The following is a 17,743-nucleotide window of genomic DNA, read 5'->3' on the forward strand; positions in this document are numbered from 1 at the left end:
CCCGCGGCGGGCGCCCGGCAACCGACCCCGCCGGTGCGCACAGCCATCCGCCCTGATGAAATGCATATCGTGACAGGTGCGGCAGGAAAGTGGTCATCGGATACGGCACCCCCTATCACCTCCTACGCGGCGATCGGGGACAGTTTCACCGAAGGGGTCGGCGACCCGGGGAGCGACGGAGTCTTCGTCGGCTGGGCCGACCGGCTCGCCGCGCTCCTGGCCGAACGGGACCCGGGCGCCTTCCGCTACGCCAACCTGGCCGTGCGCGGCCGGCTGCTCGACCAGATCGTCGCCGAGCAGGTGCCCCGGGCGGCGGAACTCGCCCCCGACCTGGTGACGTTCTGCGCGGGAGGGAACGACGTCCTGCGTCCCGGCTCCGACCCCGACGTCCTCGCCGCCCGGTACGAGTCCGCGCTGACCGGCCTCCTCCCGTCCGTCGGCACCGTGGTGGTCTGCACGGGCTTCGACACCCGCGAGTTCCCGCTGCTGCGCCATCTGCGCGGCAGGATCGCGACGTACAACGGCCACCTGCGCGCGATCGCCGACCGGCACGGCTGCCCGGTGCTCGACCTGTGGTCGCTGCGGGCGGTCCAGGACCGCAGGGCGTGGGACGAGGACCGGCTGCACCTGTCCCCCGAGGGGCACCGGCGGGTCGCCGCGCGGTGCGCCGAAGTGCTGGGACGCAGCCCCTCCAGCCGCTCCGACGCGCCCTGGCCGGAGGCCGCTGCCGTGCCCGGTTCACGGCGGGACGACCTCTACTGGGCCCGCCAGTACCTGCTGCCGTGGATCGGGCGCCGGCTGCGCGGCGAGTCCTCCGGCGATCATGTTCAGGCCAAGCGTCCCGACCTTCTCCCGTTGCGCACCCCGGACCGGTAGTCCGCGCCCGGCTGCGGCGGGGGAGCGGTGGGTGTGCGGAGCAGCGTGCCGGGTCAGAAGTGGAATACGGGACACCGGGTACTCCTGTGATCCGGTACGCACCCGTACCCACCGGGAACGAGCGAAAGGGAGCGGTGACCATGACCAACGGCGACTCCGACGCCGAGACGATGCATGCGATGACCTACGACCGGTTCGGCGGTCCGGAGGTGCTGTCCGCCACCCGGCAGCCGCTGCCCAAGGTCGGGCCGGGGGAGGTGCTGGTCCGGGTGCGCTGCGCGGCGGTCAACCCCGTGGACTGGAAGATCATGGGGGGCGGCCTCCAGGACGTGATGGACACCGTCTTCCCCGTCGTGCCGGGCTGGGACGTCGCGGGTGTCGTCGAGCGGGTCGGCATCGACGTGCCCGAGTTCTCCGCGGGTGACGAGGTGATGGCCTACGCACGCAAGGACTACGTGCACGGCGGCACCTTCGCCGAGTTCGTCACCGTGCCGGTGCGGTGCCTGGCCCGCCGCCCGAGCACGCTGTCCTGGCAGCAGGCGGCGGGACTGCCGCTGGCCGGGCTCACGGCGTATCAGGCACTCACCCGGCTCGGCACCCGCGAGGGCGAGACGGTGCTGATCCACAACGCGGCCGGGGGAGTGGGTTCGTTCGGGGTGCAGATCGCCCTCGCGCTCGGCGCCCGCGTCATCGGTACGGCCTCTCCCGCCAACCACGACCGGCTGCGCAAGCTCGGCGCCGAGCCGGTCGCCTACGGCGACGGACTCACCGAGCGGATCAGGGCCATCGCGCCGGAAGGCGCGGACGTGGTCGCCGACTTCGTCGGCGGCGTCCTGGACACCACGCTGGAAGTCCTGGCCGACGGCGGCAGGCACGCCTCCATCGCGGACAACACCGTGGTGGAGAAGGGCGGCCAGTGGATGTGGGTACGCCCCAGCGGCGACGATCTGACGGTCCTGGCCGGATGGGCCGACGAGGGCCGGCTGTCCGTGCGGGTGGCCGACGTGTTCCCGCTCGCCCGGCTGGCCGACGCGTTCGAGCTCAGCCGGTCGGGCCATGTGCACGGGAAGATCATCGTGACGCCGTGACGCCGTACGCCTCGGCGTCTCTCTTCCGGGACGCGGTCGGGTGGCAGGTGTCCCCCTCGGGTCGCCTGTCACCCGGGGCCGCCGGTGTTCCCGGCGGCCCCGGCCGGGCTCGGTCACGGCAGGGACACCGGCGCCGGCCGCGTCCTCGTCCTCGTCCCCGTCTCCGACATGCTCGGCGACGTCCACCGCCGCCCGGACGGGAACCACGCGCGGAGGGCGGCCCCGCGGTCGTTCCGGGGCGGGGCACGCGCATCGGCCGGGATCTGGCTCCCGCACCTGCTCCCCGTGGTCAATTGCGCGGCGCTCGCACCTGGTCGGGGACGGTAGGACGGCAATAGCCGCAATCGGTTCCGTGTGCCACGGTGGCCCTCATGGAGGGGCGAGAGCACGACCGCGCGCACGACCACCACCACGGACCCGGACCCGGCGGACCTCACCACCGGCACGGGCACGGCTCCCGCGGGCACGGCCACGGAGACCACACCGGACCCGGCGCCGGGTCCCGGCACTCACCGGCCGTCTCCCGCGCGGTCCGGCTGCGTCGCCGCTGGACCCATCTGCTCACCCCGCACAGCCACGAAGCGGCGGACAAGGTCGACGCGGCGCTGGAGACCTCCCGGGACGGGATGCGCGCTCTGTGGATCTCCCTCGCCGTCCTCGGGGCGACCGCCGTCGTCCAGGCGGTGATCGTGGTCCTGTCCGGGTCGGTGGCGCTGCTCGGCGACACACTCCACAACGCCGCCGACACGCTGACCGCGGTGCCGCTCGGGATCGCCTTCGTCCTGGGGCGGCGGGCGGCCAACCGGCGCTACACCTACGGCTACGGCCGGGCCGAGGATCTCGCGGGCGTCGCCATCGTCCTCACGATCGCGGCGTCGGCCGTGCTGGCCGCGTGGACGGCGGTGGACCGGCTGCTCGACCCCCGCGAGGTCAGCCACCTGTGGGCGGTGGCCGCGGCGGCGCTGGTGGGCTGCGTCGGAAACGAGTGGGTCGCCCGCTACCGCATCCGCACCGGACGCCGGATCGGTTCGGCCGCACTGGTCGCGGACGGACTGCACGCCCGTGCCGACGGCCTGACCTCGCTGGCCGTACTGCTGGGCGCGGGGGGTGCCGCCGTCGGATGGCAGGCGGCCGATCCCCTGGTCGGCCTGCTGATCACGGCCGGCATCCTGGTCGTGCTGCGGGACGCCGCCCGCGAGGTCTACCGCCGGCTGATGGACTCCGTCGATCCCGCGCATGTCGCCGCCGCCGAGGCGGCGCTGCGCACGGTGCCCGGGGTCCGCGACGCGGGGCAGGTGCGGATGCGCTGGATCGGTCATGTGCTGCGTGCCGAGGCCGATATCGTCGTCGACGCGGATCTGACGATCGTGAGCGCACACCGCCTGGCAGTGCGGGCCGAGCATGCCCTGATCCACGCGGTGCCCCGGCTCTCGGCCGCCACTGTGCACATCGACCACACCCCGCTGCTCGGCGACGATCCGCACGCCGAACTCGCCCATCACACCCACCGCCGGGCCCCGGCGGGGAAGGAATCCGCACGTGCCTGAGGAACCGACGCCCCCGGACCCCGCCCGCGGCGCCCCGGTCTTCGAGCAGTTCACCGCCCGGGAGCAGGTCGGCCCCGCGACGCGCGAGGCGCTCGCCGGATGCTGGACGGACGTCAGCAACGCCGGGGGAGCCGCGGGCTTCCCCTTTCCGCCGGTCGACCGTTCCGAGACCGTGCCGGCACTGGAGCGGATCCTCGACGCGCTGGCCCCGGACAGCTGCCGGCTGCTGACCGCCGTCCGGGGCGGCGAGCTGGTGGGGTGGCTCAATCTGCGGCGTGACCGGTTCGAACTGATCGCGCACTGGGGGACGCTGCACCATGTGCAGACCCATCCGAAGGTGCAGGGGCAGGGCTATGGCACGGCCCTGGTACAGGAGGCGCGCCGGGTCGCCCGCGAGGAGATGGGGCTGGAGCAGCTCCGGCTCGCCGCCCGCGCCGGGGTCGGACTGGAGGACTTCTACGGACGCCTCGGGTGGCGGGAGATCGGCCGCTGGCCGGGCGCCCTGCGGCTCGCCCCCGGGGACGACCGGGACGAGATCCTGATGCACCTCTCCCCGCTGTAGCCCCCGCCGCAACCCCCTGGGCCCGCGGCGCTATCGGTCCGCGGTGTACCGCCGGAATGCGGGGACCGCGACGGCCAGCAGCACGGTGGCGGCCACCACCGACAGGCCCCCGGCGACGACGGTGGTGCGGGTCCCGGCCGCCGCCCCCGCGGTGCCGTGCAGCAGATCGGCGAGGCGCGGCCCGCCGGCGACCACCACCGTGAAGACGCCCTGCATCCGTCCCCGCATCTCGTCGGTCGCCGCGGACTGCAGGATGGCGCCCCGGAAGACCATGGACACCATGTCGGCCGCGCCCGCCACGGCGAGTGCCGCTCCGGCCAGCCACAGCGGGCCGGACAGTCCGAACCCGGTGATCGACAACCCCCACACCGCGACCGCGAGCAGGACCATCACACCGTGCCGGTTCACCCGCGAGTAGAGACCCGACAGCAGGCCGCACAGCAGCGCTCCCACCGGGATGGCCGCGTACAGCACCCCGAGCGCGGTGCCGCCTCCCTCCGCGCCGCCGAAGTCGAGTTGCGCCATCTGTGGGAAGAGCGCGCGGGGCATCCCCAGCACCATGGCGATGACGTCCGCCAGGAACGACACGAGCAGCAGCCGCATCCGCACCAGGTACCGGAAGCCGTCGACGATGTCGGCGAGCCCGGCCCGCCGGGCCACGGCTTTGAGCGGCGGCAGCGGAGGAAGCCGCCAGACCGCCCACAGCGTCACCAGGAGGGCCAGCGAGTCGCACAGGTACAGCGTCGGCAGGCCCAGCACCGGCACCAGCGCACCGGCCAGCAGCGGCCCGACGATCTGTCCGAACTGGGCCACGGTGGAGGTGAGGGCGGTCGCGGCCGGGAGCTGTCCGGCGGGCACCAGGCGGGCCACCGAGGCCGTCCGGGTCGGCTGGTTGATCCCGAACAGCGCCTGCTGCACGGCCAGCAGCACCAGCAGCACGGTGACCGACCGTATCCCGGCGGCGGCCTGGGCCCAGAACAACAGCGAGGTCACCGCGATACCGGCGTTGCTCAGCAGCAACAGCCTGCGGCGGTCCATCAGGTCGGCCACCGCACCGCCCCACAGGGCGAAGACGACCAGCGGCACGAGTGCGGCTCCGCCCGCCAGTCCGACGAGCGCCGAGGAGCCGGTGTCGTCGTAGATCTGCAAAGGCACGGCGACCGCCGTGAGCTGGCTGCCGATCGCGGTGACCACCGTCGAGGACCACAGGCGCCGGAAGGGGGCCGTGCGCAGCGGCGTCGTGTCGACCGCGAACCGGCGCAGCCGCCGCAGTCCGCTGCCGCGCTCCGGTTCCGCTTCGGGGACGGGTTCCGGCGCGGGTGGCCCGCCCGTGGCCGCGGGCCCGGTGTGCGGGTCGTCCTGACGGGGTGGTTCGGTGGGCACCGGCCGTTCTCCGTTCTCGGCCGGTGGGGCCCCGTCCGGCGTACGCCGTCGCGCCACCTCGGCCGTTCGAGCAGGCAGAAGAGACGCGTTGGTTGACGTTAACGCTTACGGTCGCGGCTCGGACACCCGTGCGGGGTGGGCCGGGCCGCATGCGCCGAGCACGTTATGCGCACCTCGTGCCGCGGTCAACCGGGGGGTGACGGGGGCGACCGAGCCAGGCGGATATCCGGCGGTTCCCGGTACCCGTCGCCGTGCCCGGAAGCCGCGCACCGGTGCGGCGCCACGGTGGCCGAGATGAGCCGTGACCGCCGTCACACACTGGTTGCCTGTGGCTACCACCTTGTAGCGTCCCGCGCAGGCGCACACCGATGCGGCTGTGCGAACAGGCAGACCGAAGAGCTCTTACGGGCGTAGGAGGTACCTCCGTGACGGCGGATCAGCAGTGGGACATCGTCTCCGGCGTGGGCGTGACGGCCCTGGCGGTCGCTGCCGGGCGGGCGGTCGAGACCGCCCGTACCGACGCGCTGATCGCCGATCCCTACGCGGCCGCCTTCGTGCGGGCCGCGCCCTCCACCGTGCCGTTTCCGCTCACGCCCGAGGAACTGCGGGAGCGGGCGGGGCCCGAGGAACTGTGGACGCTGATGAACGCCTATCTGGGCGTGCGCTCCCGGGTCTTCGACGACTTCCTCCTCGAGGCCGCGCGCGAGGGCGTACACCAGGTCGTCATCCTCGCCTCCGGCCTCGACACCCGGCCCTACCGGCTGGAGTGGCCCGAGGGCACCCGCTGCTTCGAACTGGACCAGCCCCTGGTGCTCGACTTCAAACAGGCCGTCCTGGCGCAGGAGGGTGCGCCGGCGGGCTGCCCGCACACCCCGGTGCCGGTGGATCTGCGCGACGACTGGGCCACCGCACTGGACGGCGCGGGGTTCCGGGCGTCGCGGCCCACCGTGTGGCTGGCCGAAGGGCTGCTGCCGTATCTGCCGCCCGACGCCGAGGAGCGGCTGTTCAAGGAGATCGACCGGCTCTCCGCCCCCGGCAGCCGCGTCGCCGTCGAGTACATCCTCGATGTGGGTGCCGAGCTGAGCGACGCGCTGCTGCGCGACGGCGGCACCGAACTGGGCGTCGACCTGCCCGCGCTGCTGCCCGGAGGGGAGCGGCGCGGTCTGCCGGAGCAACTCTCCTCGCTCGGCTGGCAGTACGAGAGCCGCTCGGCACACGAGTCCGCCCGCCGACACGGCCGTCCGCTGGACCCCGCCCCGCCGGCGGCGGAGAAGATACGGCACGTCTTCGCCCGCCGTCCCTGAACGCGCCGCCGCGCCGGAATCGGGCGCCGCCCCGCACGAGGGCACCCCCGGCGCCGGGTCAGGACCGGTCCCCGGGCGCCACTTCACCGCCGGGTGCGCGGTGACCGCGGATCCCCGGTACCGCGTTGCGGGCCGGGGGTCTTCTTGGTTAAGCTCCGAATTTCTGTGTGTGCACACAGAAAAAGCCCTCCGTGGAGGGCTGCCGACCAAGAATGAGATTACCGGGCAGGGAGCCGTTTTGTCAAACCGGGGAAGTGCGGAGCTGCAGCACGAGCAGGAATACCTCGACCGCCTCTACGCGCGGTGCGACGCACTGCGCGGGCGGACCGCCTCGGCGGTCCGGGAGGCGCAGCAGCCGGAGGGCAGCACCCAGCAGGCCCGTGTCGAGCGGGACGTGCGGGTCGCGGAGCGCTCCGGGCTGCTGGCCGCGCTGAACGCCGTGGACGGTTCCCTGTGCTTCGGCCGGATCGACCGCACCGACGGGGTGTCTCACCACATCGGCCGCATCGGCATCCGCGAGGACGACACCGAACGCACACCGGTCCTCATCGACTGGCGCGCCCCGGTGGCCCGCCCCTTCTACCTCGCCACCGGCCACACCACCATGGGCCTGCGCAGGCGGCGGCACCTCACCACCCGGGGCCGCACCGTCACCGAGATCCACGACGAACTGCTCGACCTCGGGGACGAGGAGCGCACCGGCCACGAGGACCCCACCGGCGACGCCGTCCTGCTCGCCTCGCTCGACGCGGCCCGCACCGGCCGGATGAACGACATCGTGCGCACCATCCAGGCCGAGCAGGACCGCATCATCCGGGCACCGCACCGCGGCGTGCTGGTCGTCGAAGGCGGTCCCGGCACCGGAAAGACCGCCGTCGCGCTGCACCGGGCCGCGTTCCTGCTCTACGAGCACCGCGAGTCGCTCGCCAGGCGAGCCGTGCTGATCGTCGGCCCCAACCCGGCGTTCCTCGCCTACATCGGCGAGGTGCTGCCCTCGCTCGGCGAGACCGGCGTGCTGCTGTCCACCCTCGCCGAGCTCTACCCCGGCCTGACCGCACACGGCACCGACACCCCGCGCGCCGCCGTGGTCAAGGGCAGCGAGGAGATGGCGGAGGCCCTGCGGCTCGCCGTCCGCGACCGGCAGCAGGTGCCCGAACCGGGCGAGCCGCTCGTCGTGCCGCACGACGACGGCGACCTGGTCGTCGACTGGCATCTGGCCGACGAGGCCCGGGAGGCCGCCCGTGCCACCCGGCTCCCGCACAACCTGGCCCGCCCGCACTTCGCCTTCCGGATGCTGGACGCGCTCACCGCGCAACTCGTCGAACGGATCGGCACCGACCCCTACGGCGGCCCCAACCTGCTGGGCGCCGACGACGTAGCGCAGCTCGGCAAGGCGATCGCCGCCAACCCGGACGTGCACGCGGCGATCACGGACCTGTGGCCCGAGCTGACCCCCGAGGGGTTCGTCGCCGACTACCTGGCCGACCCCGTGCACTTGGACGAGCGCGACGCGGAGGCGATCCGCCGCCCGGTCACCAAGCCGGCGGACTGGACCGCCGCGGATGTGCCGCTGCTCGACGAGGCCGCCGAGCTGCTGGGCGTGGACGACAGCGCGCAGCGGGCGGCGGCCGAGGCCGAACGCCAGGAGCGCATCGCCTACGCGGAGGGAGTGCTGGAGGTCGCCCGCGGTTCGGAGTCGTACGAGTTCGAGGACGCCGAGTCGGAGATCCTCGGCGCGCACGACATCGTCGACGCCGAGCGGATGGCCGAACGCCACGAGGAGGCCGACCACCGCACGGCCGCGGAGCGCGCCGCCGCCGACCGCACCTGGGCCTTCGGGCACATCGTCGTGGACGAGGCGCAGGAGCTCTCACCGATGGCCTGGCGGCTGCTGATGCGCCGCTGCCCGACCCGCTCCATGACTCTGGTCGGCGACCCGGTGCAGACCGGGGAGGAGGCCGGCGTCGGCTCGTGGGACGGGATCCTCCGCCCCTATGTCGGGGACCGCTGGGAGCACACCCGACTCGGAGTCAACTACCGTACCCCGGCCGAGATCATGGAGCTCGCGGCCGCCGTCGTACGCGCCCGGCACCCCGGATTCGCACCGCCTTCCTCCGTCCGCTCCACGGGCACCCGTCCCTGGGCCCGGCAGGTGCGAGACGAGGACCTGCCCGCGGCGGTCGCCGAGTCGGCGGCAGCGCGGATCCCCGAGGAGGGGCGCCTCGCGGTGATCGCCCCCGGTCGCCTGCACGAGGCGCTCGCCGCCCGGCTGCCCGGGGTCGTCGCGGGCGGTGAGCCCGACCTCACCCGGCATCTGGTGCTGCTCGCCCCCCGGCAGGCCAAGGGTCTGGAGTTCGACCGGGTGCTGGTGGTCGAGCCCGGCGAGTTCGGCACCAGCGATCTGTACGTCGCGCTGACCCGGGTGACGCAGAGCCTCGGCCTGCTGCACGCGGCACCCCTGCCCGCGCCGCTGGCCGAGGTGCTGGACGGCGAGGACGCGGCGGGCCCGGCCTGATCCCGGCGCCCGGGTCGCGCCGGGGCTGAGCCCCTCACCCCCGGGCGCGGAGCGCGAGCAGCTCCGGCGCGAGAAGGACGAGGGTGCTGCCCCGGATCTCGAGCAGCCCGTCCCGCCTCAGGCGGGCCAGCGCACGGTTCACGGTGACGCGGGTCACGCCCAGCAGGTCGGCCAGTGCCTGCTGGCCGCCGGGCAGCGCTACGCGCGTGCCCGGCGCTGCTGCGGCCTGCTCCAGCAGCCAGGCCGCCACCCGGGCCTCCGCGGGCAGCGTGGCCGCCGCGATCAGCCGTTGTTGCTGCCGCCTGGCGTCGTCGGCGAGCACGCGCAGCACATGGGTGCGTACCTGCGCCGTGCCGTCGACCAGTGCGAGGAACCGCGCCCGCGGCAGGCGCCGCAGGGCGCAGGGGGCGAGCGCGGTGAAGGTGGCGGTGTGCCCCGCTCCGTCGATGACGGCCACCTTGTCCAGTGCGCAGGGCGCCGCCCACTCCCCGAAGCGGACCACGCGGCCCGACCGCGTCGTCGTGGCGGCGGCCACCCGGCCCCGGAGCAGCAGCAGGAGGTGGGCGGCGGGGTCGCCGGTCCGACCCAGCGCCGTTCCGGCGGCTGCCGCCTGCGGAAGGGAGTCGCGCCACACCCGCCGCAGGGCATCGTCCGGGAGGGTGGCCAGCAGGGGCACATGCGCCAACGAACGCCACTGCTCGGCTGCAGCAGTTGATACAGACCTGGTCACGCCTGCGACCGTACCGTCCGCGGCATGTTGATTCTCGAACTCGCCTTCACCGATGACCCCGAGCGCCTCGCGGCCCGTCCGGCGCACCGGGAGCAGCTCGCCGACCTGCACGCACGGGGCAAGCTCGTGGCCGCCGGCCCCTGGACGGACGACAGCGGCGCGGCCCTGATCCTCGATGTGTCCCGCCGCGAACTGGACGCCGTCCTGTCCGCCGATCCGTACTACCGCACACCGGGAGTCCGGGTGGTGAGCGTCCGCGCATGGGCGCCGGTCGTCGGGCCGGCCGCGCCGGGAGCGGGGGGCGGGCCCGTGGAGTGACGCCCTCGCCGTGCCGGTGCGTGCACGCGGCGCGGCACCGCACACCCGCCGGGTGCCTCGGACGTGCACCCCGGACGTGCACCCGCCGCGTGACCCGGATCTCGCCGGTGCTCGATTACCGCTGTGCCGCAGGGTGCGCAAGCCCTCCGGCACGGGGTGTGAGGCAGGGCACACCGTGGAGCGCTGCGGGCTGTCCGGAGTGACAAGTACGCTACGGAAGATTTTTACGGAACTTGTCCCCCCGGTCGGCGCCCCGTGCACCGACCGTGATCTTCCCGAGGACGCCGCGTGGATTCGCTCAACTCCCTCATCCTCGACGTCAACGACGTCTTCTGGACCTATCTCCTCATTCCCCTGGTGGTAGGTGCCGCCCTGTACTTCACGCTCCGGTCCCGCGGGGTGCAGCTGCGGCTGCTGCCCGAGATGGTGCGGGTGCTCGGCGACAAGGCGCAGCCGGGGCCGGACGGCCGCAAGCAGGTGTCGTCGTTCGGGGCCTTCACCATCTCCGCCGCGGCCCGGGTGGGCACCGGCAACGTCGCGGGTGTGGCCGCGGCCATCACCGCGGGCGGGGCCGGCGCGGTCTTCTGGATGTGGGTGATGGCGCTGCTGGGCGCCTCGTCCGCGTTCGTGGAGGCGTCTCTGGCGCAGCTGTACAAGGTGCGCAACCGGGACAAGGACGGCAACGCGTCCGGCACCTACCGGGGCGGTCCCGCCTACTACATGCAGCGCGGCCTCAACAAGCGCTGGCTGGGTGTGGTCTTCGCGGTCGTCATCACGCTGACCTTCAGCTTCGTCTTCAACGCGGTGCAGTCCAACACCATCGCCTCGGTCACCAAGGGCTCCTTCGGCGACGACTTCCCCGCGGCCGGCGCCGGCATCGCCGTCATGGTGCTGCTGGGCCTGGTGATCTTCGGCGGCGTCCGGCGGATCGCGACGGTCACCCAGCTCGTCGTGCCCGTGATGGCCGTGATCTACCTGCTGCTGGGGCTCGCGGTGGTGATCCTCAACATCTCCGACGTGCCGCGGGTCTTCGCGGACATCGTGGGCGGTGCCTTCGGCTTCCGCGAGGTCGCCGGCGGCGCGATCGGTGCGGCGATCCAGCAGGGCATCCGGCGCGGCATGTTCTCCAACGAGGCCGGCCTGGGCTCGGCGCCCAACGCCGCCGCGACGGCCGAGGTCTCGCACCCCGTCAAGCAGGGGCTGGTGCAGACCCTCGGGGTCTTCTTCGACACGCTGCTGATCTGCTCGATGACCGCCTTCGTCATCCTCACCACCAACCCCTCGCTCTCCGAGCGCGGCGGTGCGGACCTGACGCAGTCCGCTCTGGAGGACTCCCTCGGCGGCTGGGCCGGGCACGTGCTGACGCTGGTCGTCTTCCTGCTCGCCTTCTCCACCCTGATCGGCAACTACTACTACGGCGAGTCCAACCTCCAGTTCATGACGGGCGCCAAGGGCCGCCGCTGGGTGCTGCCCGGCTTCCGCGTCCTGGTGCTGGGCGCCGTGTTCGCGGGCGCGCTCGGCTCGGTCGACGTGGTCTGGAACCTCGCGGACGTCTTCATGGGCAGTATGGCGCTGGTCAACCTGGTGGCGATCCTGCCGCTGTCGGCCATCGCGTGGAAGCTGCTGGACGACTACCGCGCCCAGCGCCGCCAGGGCCTGGACCCGACGTTCGTCCGGGACCGGCTGCCGGAGCTCCCCGGCGAGATCGAGTGCTGGGAAGGCGAGCGCGCCGCAGCGGCGGAGACCGCCAAGGCTTCCGCCGAGGAGCGCTGAGCCGCACCGGCGCCGTCCGGGGCCCCGCGGTGGGACGACCCGCCGCGGGGCCCCGCAGCAGTTCAGGTCAGCTTGTCGGCGACGACCGAGGCCGCGTCGGCCACCAGCCGGTCGTCGTACTCGGCGTCCCGCTCCGTGCGCTTGGACATCACGGTGACCACGAGTGGCGCCCTGCCGGGCGGGCGGACGACGGCGATGTCGGAGCGGGTGGCATAGCGCCCGCCTCCGCTCTTGTCGGAGACAGTCCACTTCTCGGGGACCCCGGCCCGGATCAGGGTCTTCCCGGTGGGGCTGTTCCGCATCCAGGTGTCGAGCTGGGCCCGCTCCTTTTTGCTCAGGCCGTCACCGAGTGCGACGGCGCGCAGGTCGGCGGTCCAGGCGCGCGGCGTGGTGGTGTCCCGGTCGTCACCGGGGGTGGCCTCGTTCAGCTCCGGTTCGTAGCGGTTCACGTCGGTCACGTCGTCGCCGAGCTTCTCGAGGAAGGCGTCCAGCGCCTTGGGTCCGCCCAGCTCGCGCAGCAGCAGGTTGTCCGCGGCGTTGTCGCTGTACCGCAGGGCCGCCGCGCACAGCGCACGCAACGTCATCCCCTCCTCGACGTGCTCGCGGGTGACGGGGGAGTGGGGGAGCAGGTCCTCCTTCCGGTACGTGATCACCTTGTCGAGGCCGCTCAGCGAGTGCTTGTCCAGGATGGCGGCGGCGGTGAACGCCTTGTGCGTCGAGGCGTAGGCGAACCGCTCACCCGCGTGGAAGGAGATCTCCCGGCCGGTGCCGGTGTCCACGGCGTGCACGCCGAGCCGGGCGTCGTACGTGTGCTCCAGCTTCCGGAACGCCGCGGCGGTCTCGTGCCGCGCGGACCGGGAGGCCGAGGGCTCGACGGAGGACTCCGCGCGGTCGTCGGTGCCGCAGGCCAGCAGCGGCAGGACGAGCGCGAGCGGACCGAGGGCGCTGAGGGTCCTGCGCCGGGCTGAGGTCGTGCGCATGGGTGGTCGATACCTCCGACTGTCCGGAACCTGATTCCCCGGGCCGGTGAGGGCCCGGGTACGGCGGGCCACGCGTGCGCCGCCGCGGCAGGCAGCCTGCCGCCCCGCCGGTCATGCGGTCCAAGACCGGATCGCGCCGTTCGATGCAGGATCCGCATGACTGCGGCAGCCGCATAGAGTGGCATGCGTGGATCTTGTAGGCGCCTGCCGTGCGTTCGTGCACGTCAGCGAGCGGGGCAGTTTTACGGTGGGCGCGGCGGCGGCGCGCATGTCGCAGTCGGTCGCCAGCCGCCGCGTCGCCGCGCTGGAGCGGCACTTCGACGAGCTGCTGTTCGAACGCGGTGCGCGCCGGACACGCCTGACCCCCTTCGGACGGGAACTGCTTCCCGCGGCGCGGCGGCTGGTGCTCGCGGCCGATGAGCTCCAGCACGAGGCGGCGGCAGCGCGGCGCCGGCCCGTCCGCCTCGCCGTCCCCGACACCTGCCCGGCACCCGCCCTCGCCCGTCTCGCGGCGGCAGCCCGCGGCCACCGCATCGCCCTGGAGCTGCGCACCGCCGACCCGGAGGCGCGTCCGCACCTCGTCCGCTCCCAGCAGGTGCGTGCCGCGCTCGTGGCGGTGCCGCCGGACCAGGCGCGCTGGGGCGTGCCGCTCGGGCTCGCCGGCCTCGACCGGCCGCGCGCCCGGCGCCGTTACCTGGAGACGCTGCGGCTCCGGCGCACCGACTCGGCGCAGCCCCGCCGCGTCTGGCTCCAGCCCGAGGACGACGTACCGCACATCCGGGATCCGATGGTCCGGCTGCGCGACGCGGTCGGGCTGCGCCCCGCGCAGCTCTCCGTGGCCGCCACGCTCACCCAGGCGGCGGCCGAGGTCTTCGCCTCGCAGGACCTGCTGCTGTGCTCGCCGCTGCAGGCCCGGGAGTTCGGACTGCACTGGCGGCCCCTCGGCGAACTCGCGCTGGAGCGGACCTTCGGCCTCCTCGCCGCCGAGGAGAGCGACGCCGAACAGCTCGGCGCCCGCCTGGACGAGCAGATCGCACAGTGCCTGGGCGCGGAGGCCCGGACGGACGAACACGAACACGAGGACGAGCACGAGCACGGGGAGGAGAGCGGAGCATGACGGACGGCCATCTGCTGCGGGAGCTGCGCCAGGCCCTGCGCGACGGCGGACTGACCGGCTCGTTCCTCGTGCGCGACCTGCGGACGGGACGGGAGGCGGGCATCGACCCGGACATCGAGCTGCCCGTCGCCTCCCTCGTCAAGCTGCCCCTCGCCCTCGCGACCCTGGAGCGCATCCGGGGCGGCGAACTCGACGGCGCCCAGCAGCTCGACGTGCAGCCGGGCCGCGCCACCCGGCCCGGCCCCACCGGGCTCACCCGGTTCCGGCACCCGGCCCGCGTCGCCCTCGACGACCTCCTCTACCTCAGCACCTCCCTGAGCGACAACGCCGCGGCCAACGCACTGTTCGGCCTCACCCCGCCCGGTGACGTGGACGCCCGGGTGCGTGCGCTGGGGGTGCGGGGCCTCGCGATCCGGCACGCCCTCGGCGAGCTGACCGACACGCCCGTGGAGCACCTTCCGGCGCGGAACGTGCACCTGGCCCACTCCCTCGCCGTCGGCGCCGGCACCGGCGGGCACGGCCACCGGCTGCCGCAGCTCGATGTGACCCGCGCCAATTCCGGGACGGCCCGGGCCTTCGCCGATCTGCTGGCGGCCTTCTGGACCCCCTCGGCCGTCGACCCGCACGTCGCGGCACGCATCCGCTCCCTGATGGCCGACAACGTGCTGCGCCAACGGCTCGCCCCGGACTTCAGCTCCGACGCGGCCACCTGGGCGTCCAAGACGGGCACTCTCCTCAACCTCCGGCACGAGGTGGGGGTGGTCGAGCACGACGACGGCGACGTCTTCGCCGTCGCGGCCCTGACCGAGTCCCGGGTACCCGCGGCGGCCCAGCCCGGTGCCGAGGCTCTGATGGCCCAGGTCGCCCGCGAGCTGCGGGATCATCTGCGGCACGGCTGAGACCCTGCCGCAGCCGCGCGGCGAGCGGGCCCCGTCGGCAGCGCACTGCGTGAACATGCGTGTACGGGCGCCGTTTCGCGCAACTTCGAGCTCTTGACACCAGGTGTCAGGGGTCGGTTTACTCCGTTGCACGTCGGAGGAGAGAACTCGACGTCAGAGGTACGCCCAGCCGGTATGCGGTGCGCCGCGAGCCCGGACTGAGTCGCCAGGACCCGGTGTGTCCGAGGCGGGGACGTGCCCTCCACCTCCTGGAGTTCGACGATGCAGCACGACCGTCGACGTCCGTACCGGGCCCTCGCCGCCGCCGCGGCCGCGGCGGCCCTGCTGCTGGCGGCAGCGCAGGCGAACAGCACCCCGGCTGCCGCCGGTACCGGACCCGCCTCCCCGGCCGGGGACGTCACGCTTCCCCCGGCACACGCCGGATTCGACTACCAGATCGGCGGCCCCTACGCGCCGCCCGAAGGCGTCGGTGTGGTCAGCCGGGACCACTCGGCGCAGCCCGCCGAGGGGCTCTACAACATCTGCTACGTCAACGCCTTCCAGACGCAGCCCGGCGCCGAGGACAGCTGGGACTCCGACCTGCTGCTGCGCGACGCCTCCGGTGAGGTCGTGTACGACGCCGAGTGGGAGGGCGAGGCGCTCCTCGACCTCCGGACGGCCGGAAAACGCGAGCGGATCGCCGAGCGGGTCGGCGCCTGGATCGACTCCTGCGCCGCCAAGGGCTTCCAGGCCGTCGAGCCGGACAACTTCGACAGCTACCAGCGCTCCGAGGACCTGCTGACGGCGGCCCAGGCGCAGGACCTCGTCCGCAGGCTCTCCGACCGCGCCCACGTCAGGGGCCTGGCCATCGGCCAGAAGAACACCGCCGAGCTGGCCGGAGCCCGCCAGGCGAACGGCCTGGACTTCGCCGTCGCCGAGGAGTGCGGCGAGTGGGACGAGTGCGACAGCTATCTGCACGCCTTCGGCGACCGGGTGTTCGTGATCGAGTACACCGCCGACGGGCTGGCGGACGCGTGCGCGGGCTGGGGCGACCGGCTCAGCATCGTCCGCCGCGACCTGGACGTCCGCACCCCGGCCGAGGACGGCTACGTCCGGGAGACCTGCTGACGGGTCACCAGCAGCACCGGGGCGGCGCAGCGTCCCGGCCGGGGCCCGCCGCCCCCCGCCCGGCACAGCCGCCGGACCTCCGCCCGGGCGCCCGCGCCCCGGAACCTCCCGGTACCCCGGGAGCGGGCTCCGCGCCCCGCATCCCACAGCATCCCGTTCCCCCTACCGCGGCTCCGCCGCCCGCACCTTCCCGGAGGCACCGATGGCCGTACCCCCGAGCGTCAACGCCCCGTCGCCCCCGCGTCGCAGGGTGCTGCGCCGAGGCGGCGCGCTGGCGCTCACCGCGTTGGCCGGGGCCGCCTTCCCCGGTTGCGGTACCGGCCGGGGGGACGGAGCCGGAGCCGACGGACGGGTCACCATCGAGCTGTGGCATGGCCAGGCCGACACCGCGCGGGCCGCGTTGCGCCGGCTGGTCGCCGACTTCCACCGCAGCCACCCGCACATCCGGGTGGACATGGGAGGCGGAGTGCTCGCCGACTCGATGCTGCAGAAGATCACCGCGGCCCTGGCCTCGGGCGCCTATCCCGACATCGCCTACGTCTTCGGCTCCGACCTGGCCAACGTCGCCCGCAGCCCCCAGGTCGTCGACCTCGGCGGCACCGTCGGCTCCGCAGGCACCCCGTGGAAGAACTACTGGGCCCCCGCCCGCACGGCCGTCACCCTCAACGGCCGGGTCCGCGCCGCCCCCGCGCTGCTGGACGCGCTCGCCGTCGTCTGCAACAAGAAGCTCTTCGCGCAGGCGGGTGTACCGCTGCCGCGGGCCGGCTGGCGGTGGCGCGACTTCGTCTCCGCGGCACGCAGGCTCACCGACCGCGGAGGCGGCCGGTTCGGCACCGGCTGGCCGGGCGCCGGCGACGAGGACACCGTCTGGCGGCTGTGGCCCATGATCTGGGATCTGGGCGGTGACGTCATCGGGGACGACGGGCGCAGCATCGGCTTCGCGCGGCAGGGGGTGCGCGCGCTGGAGGTCGTCGAGGACCTCGTCCGGGACCGGAGCGTCTACGTCGACCCCAAGCCCGGCGGCGAGCAGATGTACCAGGTCTTCCAGGGCGGCCGGATGGCCATGGCGGTCACCGGCCCCTGGCAGCTCCCGGACATCCGACAGGCCGGAATCGACTACCGAGTGGTCCCGCTGCCCAGCTTCTCCGGACGCCCCGTCACCATCTCCGGCCCCGACACCTGGACCGTCTTCGACAACGGTGCCGCGCGGGTGCGGGCCGCCCGCACCTTCGTGGACTGGCTCATGCGGCCCGCGCAGGACGTGCGGTGGGGCGCGGACGCGGGCAGCCTGCCGCTGAGCAGACACGCCCGGGCGCTGCCGCGCTGGCAGCGCGAGGCCCGCCGCACCGAGGGCCTGGCCACCTTCACCGAGGCGCTGGAAGGCGCCCGCGTCCGGCCCACGCATCCGGTCTACCCCCAGGTCTCCCAGGCGCTGGGACAGGCCCTCGTCTCGGTGCTGCTCGGCCGCAGCAGCCCCGCGGCCGCCATGCGCGCCTGCGCCGACGAAGCCGACGCCGCTCTGCTGATCCCCCGCTGAGGAGCCC

At 73.9% G+C, this 17,743-nt stretch carries 15 protein-coding genes; 12 read left to right on the forward strand and 3 right to left on the reverse strand.

The genetic code is table 11. From position 1 onward, the window contains the following. The first annotated feature begins 60 nt into the window (after positions 1-60). The 4 genes from ACFYMO_RS05020 (at position 61) to ACFYMO_RS05035 (ending at position 4,073) form a co-directional block, all read left to right on the forward strand. Complete coding sequence (locus tag ACFYMO_RS05020; RefSeq protein WP_366770041.1) at positions 61-876, forward strand: SGNH/GDSL hydrolase family protein; 816 nt, start codon at positions 61-63, stop codon at positions 874-876. A gap of 170 nt (positions 877-1,046) precedes the next feature. Then, the gene (locus ACFYMO_RS05025) at positions 1,047-1,964 is read left to right on the forward strand and encodes an NADP-dependent oxidoreductase (RefSeq protein WP_366770156.1); all 918 of its coding nucleotides are present in this window, start codon (positions 1,047-1,049) and stop codon (positions 1,962-1,964) included. 371 nt (positions 1,965-2,335) lie between these two features. After that, positions 2,336-3,511, forward strand: a complete 1,176-nt coding sequence (locus ACFYMO_RS05030; protein ID WP_388544288.1) for a cation diffusion facilitator family transporter — start codon at positions 2,336-2,338, stop codon at positions 3,509-3,511. Continuing rightward, positions 3,504-4,073, forward strand: a complete 570-nt coding sequence (locus ACFYMO_RS05035) for a GNAT family N-acetyltransferase (RefSeq protein ID WP_366770039.1) — start codon at positions 3,504-3,506, stop codon at positions 4,071-4,073. Before ACFYMO_RS05030 ends, ACFYMO_RS05035 begins: the two co-directional genes overlap by 8 nt. 30 nt (positions 4,074-4,103) lie before the next feature. On the opposite strand, the gene ACFYMO_RS05040 is transcribed toward ACFYMO_RS05035, so the two are convergent. Continuing rightward, positions 4,104-5,456, reverse strand: a complete 1,353-nt coding sequence (locus tag ACFYMO_RS05040; RefSeq protein WP_366770038.1) for an MFS transporter — start codon at positions 5,454-5,456, stop codon at positions 4,104-4,106. Between the two features lie 425 nt (positions 5,457-5,881). Between ACFYMO_RS05040 and ACFYMO_RS05045 the strand changes: the two genes are divergently transcribed. Both ACFYMO_RS05045 and ACFYMO_RS05050 read left to right on the forward strand, forming a co-directional pair. Further along, complete coding sequence (locus ACFYMO_RS05045) at positions 5,882-6,760, forward strand: SAM-dependent methyltransferase (RefSeq protein WP_366770037.1); 879 nt, start codon at positions 5,882-5,884, stop codon at positions 6,758-6,760. A 262-nt stretch (positions 6,761-7,022) separates the two neighbouring features. Next, on the forward strand, positions 7,023-9,275 hold the full coding sequence (locus ACFYMO_RS05050) for a HelD family protein (RefSeq protein WP_388544635.1): 2,253 nt from the start codon (positions 7,023-7,025) through the stop codon (positions 9,273-9,275). Between the two features lie 34 nt (positions 9,276-9,309). On the opposite strand, the gene ACFYMO_RS05055 is transcribed toward ACFYMO_RS05050, so the two are convergent. Further along, positions 9,310-10,005 (reverse strand): Crp/Fnr family transcriptional regulator, encoded by a 696-nt coding sequence (locus ACFYMO_RS05055; protein ID WP_366770035.1) that lies wholly within the window; start codon positions 10,003-10,005, stop codon positions 9,310-9,312. 24 nt (positions 10,006-10,029) lie between these two features. On the opposite strand from ACFYMO_RS05055, the gene ACFYMO_RS05060 reads away from it, so the two are divergent. Both ACFYMO_RS05060 and ACFYMO_RS05065 read left to right on the forward strand, forming a co-directional pair. Further along, positions 10,030-10,323 (forward strand): YciI family protein, encoded by a 294-nt coding sequence (locus tag ACFYMO_RS05060; protein WP_366770034.1) that lies wholly within the window; start codon positions 10,030-10,032, stop codon positions 10,321-10,323. Between the two features lie 288 nt (positions 10,324-10,611). Further along, entirely contained in the window at positions 10,612-12,096 is a 1,485-nt protein-coding gene (locus ACFYMO_RS05065) for an alanine/glycine:cation symporter family protein (RefSeq protein WP_388544293.1), read from the forward strand. 62 nt (positions 12,097-12,158) lie between these two features. Here the strand turns inward: ACFYMO_RS05065 and bla are convergent, their stop codons facing one another. Further along, positions 12,159-13,076 carry a class A beta-lactamase gene (gene bla, locus ACFYMO_RS05070; protein WP_388544295.1) on the reverse strand — a complete coding sequence of 306 codons (918 nt, stop codon included), beginning with the start codon at positions 13,074-13,076 and terminating at the stop codon, positions 12,159-12,161. Positions 13,077-13,263: 187 nt separating this feature from the next. Here bla and ACFYMO_RS05075 point away from each other — a divergent pair, with 187 nt between their 5' ends. The 4 genes from ACFYMO_RS05075 to ACFYMO_RS05090 all read left to right on the forward strand — a co-directional run bounded on the left by ACFYMO_RS05075 (position 13,264) and on the right by ACFYMO_RS05090 (position 17,736). After that, positions 13,264-14,193 carry a LysR family transcriptional regulator gene (locus ACFYMO_RS05075; protein WP_366770031.1) on the forward strand — a complete coding sequence of 310 codons (930 nt, stop codon included), beginning with the start codon at positions 13,264-13,266 and terminating at the stop codon, positions 14,191-14,193. Beyond that, a complete protein-coding gene (locus ACFYMO_RS05080; protein WP_366770030.1) occupies positions 14,190-15,092 on the forward strand; it encodes a serine hydrolase in 903 nt (300 codons plus the stop codon). Before ACFYMO_RS05075 ends, ACFYMO_RS05080 begins: the two co-directional genes overlap by 4 nt. A gap of 261 nt (positions 15,093-15,353) precedes the next feature. After that, complete coding sequence (locus ACFYMO_RS05085) at positions 15,354-16,199, forward strand: endo alpha-1,4 polygalactosaminidase (protein ID WP_366770029.1); 846 nt, start codon at positions 15,354-15,356, stop codon at positions 16,197-16,199. A 202-nt stretch (positions 16,200-16,401) separates the two neighbouring features. Next, positions 16,402-17,736, forward strand: a complete 1,335-nt coding sequence (locus ACFYMO_RS05090; RefSeq protein WP_388544299.1) for an extracellular solute-binding protein — start codon at positions 16,402-16,404, stop codon at positions 17,734-17,736. Positions 17,737-17,743: the final 7 nt, after the last annotated feature.

This window comes from Streptomyces sp. NPDC007025 (assembly GCF_042869455.1).
Classification (GTDB): Bacteria; Actinomycetota; Actinomycetes; order Streptomycetales; family Streptomycetaceae; genus Streptomyces.